This window comes from Marinomonas transparens, assembly GCF_016463975.1.
GTDB lineage: Bacteria > Pseudomonadota > Gammaproteobacteria > Pseudomonadales > Marinomonadaceae > Marinomonas > Marinomonas transparens.
This window is the reverse complement of record NZ_JAEMNX010000003.1, coordinates 167,643-180,328: the sequence shown is the minus strand read 5'-3', so window position 1 is coordinate 180,328 and position 12,686 is coordinate 167,643. Positions and strand designations below refer to the sequence as shown.

General features: G+C 45.6%; 12 protein-coding genes. 6 read left to right on the top strand and 6 right to left on the bottom strand.

The genetic code is table 11. The features are described from left to right. Positions 1 to 117: 117 nt before the first annotated feature. The 3 genes from I8J31_RS05535 to I8J31_RS05525 all read left to right on the top strand — a co-directional run bounded on the left by I8J31_RS05535 (position 118) and on the right by I8J31_RS05525 (position 5,413). Entirely contained in the window at positions 118 to 1,311 is a 1,194-nt protein-coding gene (locus I8J31_RS05535) for an efflux RND transporter periplasmic adaptor subunit (protein ID WP_199467277.1), read from the top strand. A gap of 12 nt (positions 1,312 to 1,323) precedes the next feature. After that, entirely contained in the window at positions 1,324 to 4,440 is a 3,117-nt protein-coding gene (locus I8J31_RS05530) for an efflux RND transporter permease subunit (protein WP_199467276.1), read from the top strand. Positions 4,441 to 5,218: 778 nt separating this feature from the next. Continuing rightward, positions 5,219 to 5,413, top strand: coding sequence for a helix-turn-helix transcriptional regulator (locus I8J31_RS05525; protein ID WP_039995236.1), 195 nt, complete (start codon positions 5,219 to 5,221; stop codon positions 5,411 to 5,413). Positions 5,414 to 5,465: 52 nt separating this feature from the next. On the opposite strand, the gene I8J31_RS05520 is transcribed toward I8J31_RS05525, so the two are convergent. The 4 genes from I8J31_RS05520 to I8J31_RS05505 form a co-directional block, all read right to left on the bottom strand. Next, positions 5,466 to 5,678, bottom strand: a complete 213-nt coding sequence (locus I8J31_RS05520; protein ID WP_023584020.1) for a hypothetical protein — start codon at positions 5,676 to 5,678, stop codon at positions 5,466 to 5,468. A gap of 274 nt (positions 5,679 to 5,952) precedes the next feature. Further along, complete coding sequence (locus I8J31_RS05515; protein WP_199467275.1) at positions 5,953 to 7,194, bottom strand: tyrosine-type recombinase/integrase; 1,242 nt, start codon at positions 7,192 to 7,194, stop codon at positions 5,953 to 5,955. A 1-nt stretch (position 7,195) separates the two neighbouring features. Then, complete coding sequence (locus I8J31_RS05510) at positions 7,196 to 7,465, bottom strand: hypothetical protein (RefSeq protein ID WP_039847056.1); 270 nt, start codon at positions 7,463 to 7,465, stop codon at positions 7,196 to 7,198. A gap of 2 nt (positions 7,466 to 7,467) precedes the next feature. Then, positions 7,468 to 8,442 carry a ParM/StbA family protein gene (locus tag I8J31_RS05505; protein ID WP_014703154.1) on the bottom strand — a complete coding sequence of 325 codons (975 nt, stop codon included), beginning with the start codon at positions 8,440 to 8,442 and terminating at the stop codon, positions 7,468 to 7,470. A gap of 464 nt (positions 8,443 to 8,906) precedes the next feature. Between I8J31_RS05505 and mobI the strand changes: the two genes are divergently transcribed. Further along, positions 8,907 to 9,350 carry a conjugative transfer protein MobI(A/C) gene (gene mobI, locus I8J31_RS05500; protein ID WP_008305549.1) on the top strand — a complete coding sequence of 148 codons (444 nt, stop codon included), beginning with the start codon at positions 8,907 to 8,909 and terminating at the stop codon, positions 9,348 to 9,350. Between the two features lie 10 nt (positions 9,351 to 9,360). Here the strand turns inward: mobI and umuC are convergent, their stop codons facing one another. Both umuC and umuD read right to left on the bottom strand, forming a co-directional pair. Continuing rightward, positions 9,361 to 10,668: a translesion error-prone DNA polymerase V subunit UmuC gene (gene umuC / locus I8J31_RS05495; RefSeq protein WP_438941488.1), complete on the bottom strand. Its 1,308-nt coding sequence runs from the start codon at positions 10,666 to 10,668 to the stop codon at positions 9,361 to 9,363. Beyond that, complete coding sequence (gene umuD / locus I8J31_RS05490; RefSeq protein ID WP_108717265.1) at positions 10,637 to 11,086, bottom strand: translesion error-prone DNA polymerase V autoproteolytic subunit; 450 nt, start codon at positions 11,084 to 11,086, stop codon at positions 10,637 to 10,639. The genes umuC and umuD overlap by 32 nt, the downstream gene beginning before the upstream one ends. On the opposite strand from umuD, the gene I8J31_RS05485 reads away from it, so the two are divergent. Both I8J31_RS05485 and I8J31_RS05480 read left to right on the top strand, forming a co-directional pair. Beyond that, the gene (locus I8J31_RS05485) at positions 11,085 to 11,357 is read left to right on the top strand and encodes a hypothetical protein (RefSeq protein ID WP_199467448.1); all 273 of its coding nucleotides are present in this window, start codon (positions 11,085 to 11,087) and stop codon (positions 11,355 to 11,357) included. The two genes, umuD and I8J31_RS05485, sit on opposite strands and share 2 nt — an antisense overlap. A 383-nt stretch (positions 11,358 to 11,740) precedes the next feature. Next, positions 11,741 to 12,649, top strand: coding sequence for a 3'-5' exonuclease (locus I8J31_RS05480; protein WP_199467274.1), 909 nt, complete (start codon positions 11,741 to 11,743; stop codon positions 12,647 to 12,649). Positions 12,650 to 12,686 lie beyond the last annotated feature (37 nt).

Below are 12,686 nucleotides of genomic sequence, written 5' to 3'. Positions count from 1 at the left end.
ATAAACTAACTTAATAGTTCTCATTTATTTGCACGTTTAGTCGTATATTGGTACTGGTCGTTGAATTATAGTGAAGACGAACGTTCGTTCTCACTATAATTTAAGGATTTCTCCTCGATGTTGTCTAAATTTAAATATGCTTCAGCTGCTTTCGTGTTGGCGCTTCTTGTAGGCTGTCAGGAAGACGCAAAACCAAGTGCGGTTGCTACTCCCAAAGCCGCACCTAAAGTTCAGGTTGGTATTGTTGTTATTCAACCTCAGAAAGTTGAGTTGATGACAGAGCTTCCAGGGCGCACAGCGTCAAGTTTGGTTGCTGAGATTCGACCACAGGTTGGTGGCATTGTAGAAAAACGCCTGTTTGATGAGGGCCAAGACGTAAAAGAAGGAGATCTTCTTTATGAGCTAGATGATTCTGTTTATGTGTCTTCTTATAAACAGGCTCAGGCGGATTTAGAATCGGCCAATGCGAGCATGAAATCGGCGAAGTTGAAATTTGACCGCTATGCCTCGTTACGCAAAAAAAATAATGTATCCCAGCAAGACCTAGATGATGCTCGTGTTGCCTATTTAGAAGCAAAAGCACGACAAAAAGGCTCTGATGCGGCTCTAGAGAATACGAAAATTAATTTAAGTCATACGAAAGTTCGTTCACCCATTAATGGTCGCATTGGTATTTCTCAAGTGACGGTGGGCGCCTTGGTGACTGGAAGTCAGGCGACTGTGATGACAACTGTTCGCTCATTAGATCCAATATTTGTCGATTTATCACAAACCAGTTTAGATCAATTGAAGCAGCGTAATTTATTGGCTCAAGACGATGTAGAAAAAGGCAGTAACCATGTTTCCTTGATTTTGGAAGACGGTACAAAATATCAATATGAAGGGTCGTTGAAAGCTCGCGAGGTGAGCGTTAATGAATCTACTGGTAGTGTGACCTTGCGTGCTGAGTTCCCCAATCCGGATAACTTGTTATTGCCTGGTATGTTTGTGCGTGGTGAGATCCATGAAGCGACTTACAACTCTGCGTTATTGGTGCCTCAGCAAGGTGTGGCTCGTGATGTAAAAGGCAATCCGGTTGCTTATGTTGTCAACAAAGATAATGTGATTGAGCAACGCATTCTAAAAACAGATCGAGCGGTTGGTAATCAATGGCTGGTTGTCGCTGGTATTAAAGCTGGGGATAAAGTGGTGGTTGAAGGGTCGTTAAACGTTCGACCTGGTAGTGGTGTTACTACTGTTGAGTTGAAGCTAGACTCTCAAACTGGTGCTATGATCGCTCAAAAAACCGCAACGACATCATTGTCGAACTAAGGGAGTTACATTATGTTAGCTCACTTTTTTATTAATCGTCCGGTTTTTGCTTGGGTTATTGCGATTGCCATTATGTTGGCTGGGCTTGGTTCTATCTATACCTTGCCTGTTGCTCAATACCCTAATGTTGCGCCACCTTCAATCAGTATTTCTGCTACTTACACTGGGGCTTCTGCTGAAACGGTAGAGAATAGTGTTACTCAGGTGCTTGAGCAGCAACTTACTGGTCTTGATGGTCTATTGTATTTTTCTTCGTCAAGTACCTCAAATGGCAGTGCAAGTATTACCGTAACTTTTGAGCAGGGTACTGATCCTGATATCGCTCAGGTGCAAGTTCAGAATAAAGTTCAACAAGTGAATTCGAGTCTCCCTGAAATTGTTCAACAAAATGGTGTCACGGTAAAAAAGTCTAATACCGATTTTTTGTTGATTCCTGCTATTTACGACGAAACCGATACGGATTCTGCTTCTGATATTTCTGACTTTTTGGTATCGACGATACAAGATCCTATCGCTCGTGTAGATGGTGTTGGTAGTATTCAGGTGTTTGGTTCCCAGTACTCGATGCGTGTTTGGCTTGATCCTCTAAAGCTGGCGTCTTATAAGCTAATGCCTTCCGATATATCGAATGCTATTAGTGCGCAAAATACTCAGGTTCCTGCCGGTAGTCTTGGAGCTTATCCAGTTGCTAAAGGGCAGGAGTTGAATGTTACGGTTACTGCGCAATCTAAGTTGCAAACGGCAGAGCAATTCCGTGACATTATCCTGGCCTATGATGACAGTGGCGCTACGGTTCGTCTTAGTGATGTAGCCAAGGTTGAGTTGGGCAGTGAGTCCTATAATTTCATTGCTCGTCTGAATGGTCACCCAGCGTCTGGTTTGGCGGTTATGTTGTCGCCAGGAGCAAATGCATTATCGACTTCCGAAGGGGTTAAAAACGTATTGGCGGAAATGGAAAAAGATTTTCCGGCTGGGTATAAATTGGCTTACCCAGTAGATAATACCGCCTTTATCAAAATCTCTATTGAGGAGGTGATAAAAACTCTGTTTGAAGCGATAGCGCTTGTTATTCTCGTTATGTTTATTTTCTTGCAGAATTGGCGCGCTACTTTAATTCCAGCGATTGCGGTTCCTGTTGTGCTTTTAGGAACCTTTGGTGTTCTAGAGTTGTTTGGCTTTTCTATTAATACCTTGACCATGTTTGGTATTGTTTTATCGATTGGTCTTTTGGTCGACGATGCGATTGTAGTGGTGGAGAATGTCGAAAGGGTAATGGAAGAAGAGAAGCTTCCCCCTAAGGAAGCGACACTCAAGTCGATGAAAGAAATTACCAGTGCCTTGATTGGTATTGCAGTGGTATTGTCGGCTGTATTTTTGCCTATGGCTTTCTTTAGTGGCTCGACGGGCGTTATTTACCGTCAGTTTTCTATCACTATTGTGGCGGCAATGGTGTTGTCTGTTGTTGTTGCCCTAACATTAACGCCAGCGTTGTGTGCGACCCTGCTTAAAGCGAAGGATCATAATGCTGAACAAAAGGGGTTAGGAGGTTGGTTTAATCGCAATTTTGATCGTGCAACGGGTGTGTATTCTGGCCGCGTTGAACGACTTGTTAAGCAACCTGTTCGCTGGATGTTGGGTTATGGGGTTATTGTTGCTGGTTTAGCTTATTTGATGATGAGTTTGCCGACAGGCTTTTTGCCTACCGAAGATCAGGGGCGAATCATTGTGATGGTGTCTTTGCCAGAGGGGGCTTCTATGTCTCGCACAAATGAAGTGATGCGTGAGGTAGAGCATCACTTTTTAGTCGATGAGAAAGCCAATGTGGATGCTTTGTTTACCATTTCTGGTTTTAACTTTATGGGAACTGGGCAGAATGCAGGTCTCGCATTTGCGGCATTAGCTGACTGGTCTAAGCGCCTTGGCCCACAGAATAGTGTTGGCGCTATTGTTGGGCGCTCATATGGTGCTTTGGCTCATATTCGCGACGCAAGAATTTTTTCTCTGATTCCGCCTTCGATTCAAGGTCTTGGCCAAACGAATGGCTTTTCATTTGAGCTTCTGGCATCAGGAAATACAAGTCGTGATACCTTGCTAAAAATGCGTGATGCTTTATTGAATAATGCTCGTACTAGCCCGTTATTGGTGGGTGTTCGTTTAAGTAGTCAGTCTGAAGCGCCGCAATTACATATTGATATTGATCAAGAAAAAGCTTCGGCGCTTGGCTTGTCTTTATCTGATATTAGCAATACCTTGAGTAGTGCTTGGGCTGGAAAGTATGTCAATGACTTTATTGACCGTGGTCGAGTGAAAAAAGTTTATATGCAGGGAGAGGCGGAATATCGTTCGACTCCTAATGACTTACAGCATTGGTATGTACGTAGTAACGATAATACAATGACACCTTTTTCAGCGTTTGCATCGAGTGAATGGACTTTTGGTCCTAAGACCTTGTCGCGCTTTAATGGGGTGGCGTCTTATGGTGTGCAGGGTGCAGGTGCTCCTGGTGTGAGCTCTGGTGCGGCAATGGACGAAATGCAGCGCATTGCGGATAACTTGCCTCCTGGGACTTCAGGAACCTGGAGTGGTCTGTCTTACCAAGAACGCTTATCCAGTGGCCAGACGTATACGCTTTACGGTATTTCTATTCTTGTTGTTTTCCTCTGTCTAGCCGCTTTGTATGAAAGTTGGACTGTGCCTTTCTCTGTGGTGATGGTGATTCCTCTTGGGGTGATCGGCGCGGCAGCAGCGGCGCACATTCGAGGCTTGGAAAATGATGTTTATTTTCAGGTAGCATTGTTGACGACCATAGGGTTGTCATCAAAGAATGCCATCTTGATTGTGGAGTTTGCTGAGGCAGGTTATATGCGGGGTCTCAGTGTGTGGGAAGCGGCAGTAGAAGCGGCTCGCCTGCGTTTGCGTCCGATCATTATGACGTCGATGGCCTTCATCGTTGGTACCTTGCCTTTAGCTGTATCCACTGGAGCAGGGGCTAATAGCCGTGTTTCTATTGGCTCAGGTATTGTTGGTGGTACCTTGACCGCAACCGTGTTAGCGGTTTTCTTTGTACCTTTATTTTTTGTGATCGTGCGTCGTATTTTCCCAAAACGTAAAGATAACCTAGTAAAATAGAAAGTTCATACTCATTGTTATTGAGTTAATAAAAAGGAGCCCCTATATAGGGCTCTTTTTTTTGGGGTGGTCGAAATGGATGGTTTTATGATGTGTAAAGTGAGCTTTTGCTATGCTCAGAGGTGGCTCTTTTATAAGCATTGATTGTGCCTAACTGGAAAATCAGCGAAAATGGCGCCACTTATTTTAATCTCATTTATACGCTTCTCACTTTGAGAGGTGTCTTATGTACAGTAGAAGACTAGAAATCATGTCCCAAGAGTTTATTGACCAAGTCGAACAGCGGCGCACCTTCGCGATCATATCTCACCCTGATGCCGCCCAGCCTTTCAACGCTTAAAAGCACCTTTCATTGCACACCATAATCACATCTCTACATACTGAATTTAAAGGCTTTTTGTCTTTTTCTCGTTTCTTTGCTTTTCAATGATGTTCAAACGTAACCTCGGAAAGTGTGTACAAACTTGAGTACAAATCACCATATTTACCGTTTTTAGCCAAATTCCATGACACAAACCTAGCTGTAGGCCTTGTGGTTACTGGGTTCTGGCCAAAACTTACCTATATTTTTCATGCGAAAAATCGAGAAATGATGGTAGGACGTTCGCGATTATCTCTAATTGTTTGCCGGTTGAGTTGGTTACCGGTTTTTTTCCTGCTGTCCTAAAAGTTCATTTGTATGGACCTGATCTTCTGAACAAATCATGCATCTTTCTGACCATCAACAAATGATGAATCAGGCGATGATAGCTTTACATTGATTTTCAGGAGAATGCAGATGACAGCAGTAGCTCACCAAGTAACCCCTTTCCTAACGTCTTACGAAGTTATGGCTCGTTACCACATTAGCTATACGACGCTCTGGCGAAGAATAAAAGATGGCAGCTTGCCGCAACCTCGTATCAACCGAAATACACGAAACAAGCTGTGGCACATTGAAGACTTGGAGGAGTACGAGAATAGTGAAGGTTGAGCAGGGTTTAAAGCGTTAAGGGCAAAGCACCGCCCTTAACCTCTTAACAATATTATTCGTTGATGTTGTCTGGCTTGTCGTGATTTGGATTGTTTCGGGCGTACTCCACACCATTACGCTGGTAAATGTGCGTGTCTGGATGTTTGCCTTCCTTAACTTCACGAACCAGTGTTTTTCGACTTACTTCGCCGCGACCTGTAATTGTGTAGCTATCATTTCCACCATTTTTACCGCCATTGCCGTTGATACTTGAACCTTTCGCCATTTGGAATCCTCAATAAATTGAATCTAACTGGAGGTGCATTCAAGAACAGCAATGGAACCCAAGGTTTCACTTCCTAAAGCACTACAAATTAAATGTGGTTTCAAACTGAGAAACTCAAGAGTTCAGGCTGAAAAATGACCAGATTAAACCCTGATGATAGCTATGCGGCTTAAGCCTAGTTTTAAAGCGACCAGTCAAAAAACAACATTGAGAAGGTTTTTGACGTGGTCACAATAAGGAATCCCAATCTCCTGGTAGCGGTAGCGACAAATTCTTACTGTCCGAAACGCCAGTTGAATGGAAAGCCTGTCGGCTCGATGATGGTTTCTAGCTGTTGATACCAAACGTCGTAAGCATGACGCATTTCATCCAGGTACTGATATTGGTTGTAGATAGCATCCAACCCTTTTTTGCTGTGGCCAATCATCAACTCGGCAACTTCTTGCGTCGTGATGGCAGACATTCGCGTTCGCATCGTTCTTCGAAGATCATGCATAGACCAGTGTTCCATCTCAATACCAAGCGATCTGCGAGCCCAGATTTTCACATTGTTAGAAATAGTGGTATCAAAGCCATTTGTGGCAAGCTCTTCTTGTCCGTTCGCGGGAAACAAGTAAGTTGATTTGCTCATCTGCATCGCTAGTTCAATCAGCTCAATAGCTGGCTTAATCAATGGCCGCATGATCGGCGCTCCAATTTTCTCACCTTGTTTGCGGATCTCTATGGGCACTGTCCACATTGCAGATTGCAAGTCAAAGTGATGCTTTTCAGCTTGTATGAGTTCTCCTTTGCGACCGCCCAATAGCAGAAGCAGCTTTATGTAGATGCGATTCTTCTCAGTGATTTTTGACTCGTGCAAATAGCGCCAAAGTATCCTGATCTCGTTGTCATTTAGCACCCGAGTTCGTTTGCCTTTCTTACCGCCAACCTTCTTTGCTGTGATCCCAGCAGCAGCGTTAATTTCCAAAATTTGTTCATCAATCAGCCAGTCATAAAACTTATGCAGCACAGACACTAGACGTTCTGTGTTTGAAGGAGACGACTCCGAAACCTCACGAAGACAGTTTCGCAAGGACAATTCATTGATGTCAGTTAATGGGTACTTGCCAAGTCGGGGCAGCAAATATATTTCACTGCTGCGTTTTTGGTAGTGCCACGTTTTCTCCTTTAGCCCTTGCTTACCGGCAGAGTCTATCCAGTCTCGAAAAATCGATTCGAAGCTTTGATTGGCAGAATACTTGGCCCGTTCCTGCTGTAGGTAGAGCTTGGGGTTTCTGCCCTGGTCGAGCACCGCTCTTAACCTATCCAGCTCATTCCTGGCTTCAGCAAGTTTCATAAGTGGGTAAGTACCTATGTCTACCCGCTGTTGCTTGCCATCGAACCGATAACGAAACTGAAAAACAATTTTGCCCTTGGGCGATACCCGAGCACTTAGTCCATCTCGATCAGCTTTTACTACGGTTTCTTTTGCTTCTTTATTTAACCTGGCATCGAGCCAGCTAACTGATAACGCCATGTTATAAGCCCAGCCCTAGTTTTGATTTTAATGATTGTTTACGTGATTCTGCTTTGGGTTCTGGCGCTTTACTCACAGAAGTAATTTCAACTTCTGGAGCATGGTCATCCACCTGTACAGATGTCGTGGATAGATTGGGTTGGCTCATGTGAATTAACCCAAAGGTGGCCAGCATCCGCAGACGCTCAGCGCGTTCCCGTGGTGGCGTCTTTTCCAATTCTTTGAGTAGTTCTGGGTGGCTCCCTGGGGGAATGTTGACGACAACTCTCATGATCAGGCCCCATAAAACCAGAAGCCTCGGACGTTCGCCAAAACAGACTGCTCAGGCACGATGATCTTGCTTCGTGAAAAAATCTCCTTGGCCGCTTCCTTATAAGCCAAGGCTCCACCTCCGGCGATCAATACCAAGTCCGCATTAATGCTTTCGTCGCGCATAGATTGGCGCATGGCTGTGAGAGCAACAGGCGCTACCTTTTTCATGGCAGCATTCAGATAAGGTGAAATATCGACTTTTTCTCCAAATAGCAGGACCTGCAAGTCTCCTGTTCTCATGGCTTTTTCAAGTCGATCCATACCTACTTTGGCACCGTGATCTTCCGAAATCAGCTTATCAATAGTTTCCAGTAGAACGGACATTGCCTGAAGACTGGTTCCTGATGAGCTGTAGCGAATTTCTCCGGCCTCAAGGGCAACCCAGTCAACAGAAAAGAAGCCGGGATCTATGACGACGACGCGACCTTCTTCAATCAAGCCCAGATCACCACCTGTTTGAACCAGATCCATATAGGCACCGGCAGGCTGTGGTAGTACTTTGACGTCATGAACGGTGATGCTGCGCTTAGGCGTCACTTGATGGACACCTTTTAAACGCTTCACAAGGTCAGACTTGCGTTGTGGTTCATGAAACTGGGAAACCGGTAATCCAGTGACAACCAAATCGATGGAGTCAGTTTCAGTCATTAACAAGGCGGCATGAAAAAGCGCCTTATAGGTTTTTGTGGTGGGATATTCCGGGTGAAGCTCTCGTTCCCAGCCTTGAAGGCGTCCAGCAGGCACACCAGCCGCCCAACGCTCATTATCGACAGACACATACAAACAAGTTTCATCATCGCCTCCACCGATACGCTCCGGCATACGATCCGCAGGACCGGCACCCGCAGGCAGAATAATGGTTTTCGGTTCACTGCCTGATTGGCCAATTGCCAGCTTCAGGTTCGAGTAACCGATATCTACGCCTAGTACAAACATACTTATCTCCTGTGCACTCAAAGTGCTCTAACGGTTTTCAATCAACCGCGCTGTTCACGCTTGGGCTATTCCAAGTGCTCTGGCGGTTCACTCAAATGTCATTATCAGGATTCGGTGCACTGGCGGTGGGCAGAAAGGTGACAAATCCTTTCATCTATCTGCCTATTGCATTTTCGCAAAAGTATGAGAATAGGCTCTGTTTGGCGGCGGATAACAGAGCCAAAAAAATCGAGACGCCAAACGTCGTTTGCATTCTAGCCTGAACTCGCCAAACGGTTTGTATCTTCATGACGATACGTCTTTTTAGGCGTTTTTAAGTAAAATCGGGCTGTATCCCTTGTCAGGTATGGGATTGCGCGAGTTGATTTATATCGAGACGCCAAACAGTGATTGTTACGGCAGTTTTACGTTTGGCGTTTCGATCCAAAAGCCAAACGGATAGTGGTTTTGGCTTTTGGGGTTAATTGGATGGGGAAATTGGTTTGGTAGAAATCGTCAATGAACAATGGAAATCAGAAGTATCAAATTTATTGCAGCAAGAAACGGACAGGCTAAAAGCGCTGGCAAGAGCTGAAGTTGATGACTTTTGGGTTACCCATTACAAGGTTCGTGAGAATGAGCCCTTTAAAGACTGGGGGCTGCTTGGTGTCCGTATCAGAGACTTTAAGTATGGCTTTGGCATTGAGTGGTACATCAACAGCTTTCACGGTCAACGAGGTAAGCGCGTAGTCTTTAGTAAAGGACTGCGTATCTCAAAGACGAAGCTGAGATACTCATTTTTGGACTGCCAAGGTTTGGCCAAAGAATGGGAGTTAGCGCTGGCTATGGAGAAAGAGGAATTTTTCAGTGATATTCGACGCCAGGTTGATAAGCTCAACATGCTGCGTCGCAGAGTGAATGCCTACTGAGTTAACTGCGCTACTTAACTCGCGGTAATTGGTCCCAGCGTGTTGTATAAGCGGGAGATAAATGCTCTCGCTTCATCGACCAATCTTTCTTCGTACCTTGTCCAGCAAAGAAAACCTTTCCGGCACCGCTTTGGTTAATGGTGTCCAATACAGACATTAACTGCTGGCTATTAGAGCGGGTCGATACGTCATCGAATAGTCCTGGTTGAAACATACCAGGATCGTAAAAGTCAGACAGCATGACGCCCGCTTTGGCATAACGAAAACCATCCTTCCAAATCCGCTTGAGTAAGTGATTGGCCAGCTCGATAAAGTCCCGCGTATCGCAACTGGGGATTAGCAATTCACCCGATGCAGAGTTGCTGTACTGCGGCTCGTTGTCCTTAAAGGGGCTGGTACGTATGAACACGGTCAGCACTTTGGCTTGCTGCTGTTCTTTGCGAAGCTTCTCAGTGGCGCGGGTTGCGTATTCGCATACGGCCTCACGTAACAATTCAAATTGCGTTACTTTTATGCCAAATGAGCGGCTACAGACGATTTGTTTCTTAGTTGGCGGGATCTCTTCAAGTTCAATGCACGACTCACCATTGAGTTCTCTGACGGTTCTCTCTAAAACCACTGAAAACTGGTCTCTGATGGCTCTAGGTGAGGCATTGGCGAGGTCTAGGGCTGTGGTGATACCCAGAGCATTTAAACGCTTAGAAAGCCGTCTACCAACGCCCCAAACATCATCAACCTGGACTAATGCGAGCAATCGACGCTGCCGATCTGGATTGGTCAGGTCTACAACCCCCTGAGTGGCGGGATATTTTTTGGCGGCATGGTTAGCCAGCTTGGCGAGTGTTTTAGTCGGTGCAATGCCTACACAGACGGTGATCCCAATCCAGTGGCCTATGCGCTCTCGCACTTGTTGTCCGAACTCGAAAAGGGATATGGCAGACTCAATACCGGTTAAGTCCAAAAACGCTTCGTCAATGGAGTAAACCTCTACTCGTGGTGCCATCTCTTCCAAAGTGCGCATCACTCGACTGCTTAAATCCGCATACAGCGCATAGTTAGACGAGAATGCCAAAATGCCATGGCGCTGCATTTCAGATTTGATCTGAAAGACGGGTACGCCCATTTTAATACCGAGTAACTTAGCTTCACGTGACCGTGCAACCACGCAGCCGTCGTTATTGGACAGCACCACAACCGGCGTATCTTTTAAATCAGGACGAAACAGCTTCTCACAACTGGCGTAAAAGTTGTTGCAGTCCACCAAGGCAAATACAGGCATGTGATAGTCACGACTTGCGGCGCATGTTTCGCACCACATTGGTGACCACACCAAATATCTCTAACTCTGTCCCTTCGGGAATATGGATGGGTTCATACGCCTGGTTTCTTGGGATCAGCTTGACGCATGGCCTTAGTTGAAGCTCCTTTACCGTGAGTTCTCCATGAATACCAGCGATGACAATGTCACCGTGTTCTGCTTGGACAGAGCGATCAACTACCAGAATATCATCTGGGTAAATACCGGCATCAATCATTGAATCACCTTCAACACGCACAAAGAACGTTGCAGCCGGTCGCTTGATGCAAAGCTCGTTAAGGTCGAGCGTTTGCTCAACATAATCCTGCGCTGGGGAGGGAAAACCAGCGGAAACACGTTCCATGAACAATGGAATACGAAGGCGCTTGGCTTTGATGAAGGCAAGTGCGCCGCTACGGCCTATCAGCGAGACACTCATGACGAACCTCGAAAAATCACAATTGGTACTGTTTTTTTATACAGTATCTAATGCTATGCTGATTTCTACAAGTAAAATTGTAGGTAAAACTGTAGTTGTTCGAGTAAGACGTTGTGTCGTGGGTGAATTCTTTTTTGTGTTGAAAAGCTTGATGTGGGGGATCGCTCGCCCTCGTCAAAGCCTGCAAGGCTTGGACAATACTGCTTCTGCCTACTGCCTACTGCCTACTGCTCTTGTTTCTGTTACTGATCCTGTTACTGCTACTGGTTAACGCATGGGTCAAGTAACCGTCAGACAAGGCTTGTTGAACCCTTTGCAAAGGGTTTAAAAACAGTTAGTAAAATTCTGCTTCGTATTGAATTTACTGGCTTAAAGCGAAGTCAGGAGCATCATTAAAATGCTCAGTCGAACTCAGTTCAAGCCTTTTTCAACCGTTTGAAAAGGGGTTGGCTAAGCCAAACTTGAAGGGTATCGGTAAGGGTTACCTAAACGGTTTAGCTAAGACTTTCTGAAAGGCTTAGTCAAAGCCTTCATACATAGGTTCACCCAGTAGAAAGATTAAAAAAACGCTGAGGTATCCAAGGTGCATTTTGTACAACCTGTGGCACAGTGAAATAACCCAAAGCGAACAATAGAATTGAAGAGGAACCATCAATGACAAGAGTCCCTGCGCCATTTCCGCTAGAGCGCCTCACGGATATCCCAGAAAGACCAGAAGATTTTAGATTGCTGGAGTGTATTCCATTAACGCGTGAGCTGCAGTCCTGGCCACTTGTACTTTCTCCTATGGTCGGTGATGAACAGCCAATGGTGCTGCTCGATACAGAGACAACCGGACTGTCTGCCGATGATGAGTCCATTATTGAGCTTGGTATGGTTAAGGTGCTTTACAGCCCCTCTGCTCAGCGGATTGTTTCGATTGTTGATGTGATCAGCTTGTATGAAGATCCCGGCAAGCCAATCCCCGAGCTGATTACCGAGTTAACCGGTATCACCGATGATATGGTGCAAGGCCAGCACATTGATGATTCACTGGTAGCGAGTTGGTTATCCGATGATCCGCTGGTGGTTGCACACAATGCACAGTTTGATCGTCCTTTCTTTGAAAAGCGGTTTGCTGCATTAGGCCATCTATCTTGGGCCTGTTCAGCCAGTGGCATAGATTGGAAGGCGCTAGGTTTTGAAAGTCGAAAGCTTGAGTACCTGCTGCTTCGCTTAGGTTGGTTCTATGAAGGACACCGAGCTGCAACCGATTGTTTGGCGATGGCCTGGTTGTTCTATTTGTTGCCCGAGTCCGTTGCAAACTTGTTGTCTGAAGCAGACAGGCGAACTGTGTTAGTTCGTGCGTTTGGTGCGCCGTTTGACGTAAAGGACTATTTAAAAGAGCGTGGTTACCGCTGGCATGACGGTGTTAAAGGTGCCAACAAACATTGGTGGCGCGAAGTCAGCGAAGACGAGTTGCCGCAGGAACAAACTTACCTGGATGATTTGTACCATCGTGGCTCAGAACATGCCCACTATGACTACAAAGATGCCCGCAATCGATTTAAAGCTTTATCATAGCCCCTTGCATATTTGAAAACCTCTGGAAAATGGAAAG

What these genes read in the sequence shown, in the direction of transcription:
- umuC (WP_438941488.1), bottom strand. Translation starts at nt 10,668, where the DNA reads ATGTGGTGCGAAACATGCGCCGCAAGTCGTGACTATCACATGCCTGTA.
- I8J31_RS05520 (WP_023584020.1), bottom strand. Translation starts at nt 5,678, where the DNA reads ATGGCGAAAGGTTCAAGTATCAACGGCAATGGCGGTAAAAATGGTGGA.
- I8J31_RS05515 (WP_199467275.1), bottom strand. Translation starts at nt 7,194, where the DNA reads ATGGCGTTATCAGTTAGCTGGCTCGATGCCAGGTTAAATAAAGAAGCA.
- I8J31_RS05510 (WP_039847056.1), bottom strand. Translation starts at nt 7,465, where the DNA reads ATGAGAGTTGTCGTCAACATTCCCCCAGGGAGCCACCCAGAACTACTC.
- umuD (WP_108717265.1), bottom strand. Translation starts at nt 11,086, where the DNA reads ATGAGTGTCTCGCTGATAGGCCGTAGCGGCGCACTTGCCTTCATCAAA.
- I8J31_RS05485 (WP_199467448.1), top strand. Translation starts at nt 11,085, where the DNA reads ATGACGAACCTCGAAAAATCACAATTGGTACTGTTTTTTTATACAGTA.
- I8J31_RS05535 (WP_199467277.1), top strand. Translation starts at nt 118, where the DNA reads ATGTTGTCTAAATTTAAATATGCTTCAGCTGCTTTCGTGTTGGCGCTT.
- I8J31_RS05480 (WP_199467274.1), top strand. Translation starts at nt 11,741, where the DNA reads ATGACAAGAGTCCCTGCGCCATTTCCGCTAGAGCGCCTCACGGATATC.
- I8J31_RS05530 (WP_199467276.1), top strand. Translation starts at nt 1,324, where the DNA reads ATGTTAGCTCACTTTTTTATTAATCGTCCGGTTTTTGCTTGGGTTATT.
- I8J31_RS05525 (WP_039995236.1), top strand. Translation starts at nt 5,219, where the DNA reads ATGACAGCAGTAGCTCACCAAGTAACCCCTTTCCTAACGTCTTACGAA.
- I8J31_RS05505 (WP_014703154.1), bottom strand. Translation starts at nt 8,442, where the DNA reads ATGTTTGTACTAGGCGTAGATATCGGTTACTCGAACCTGAAGCTGGCA.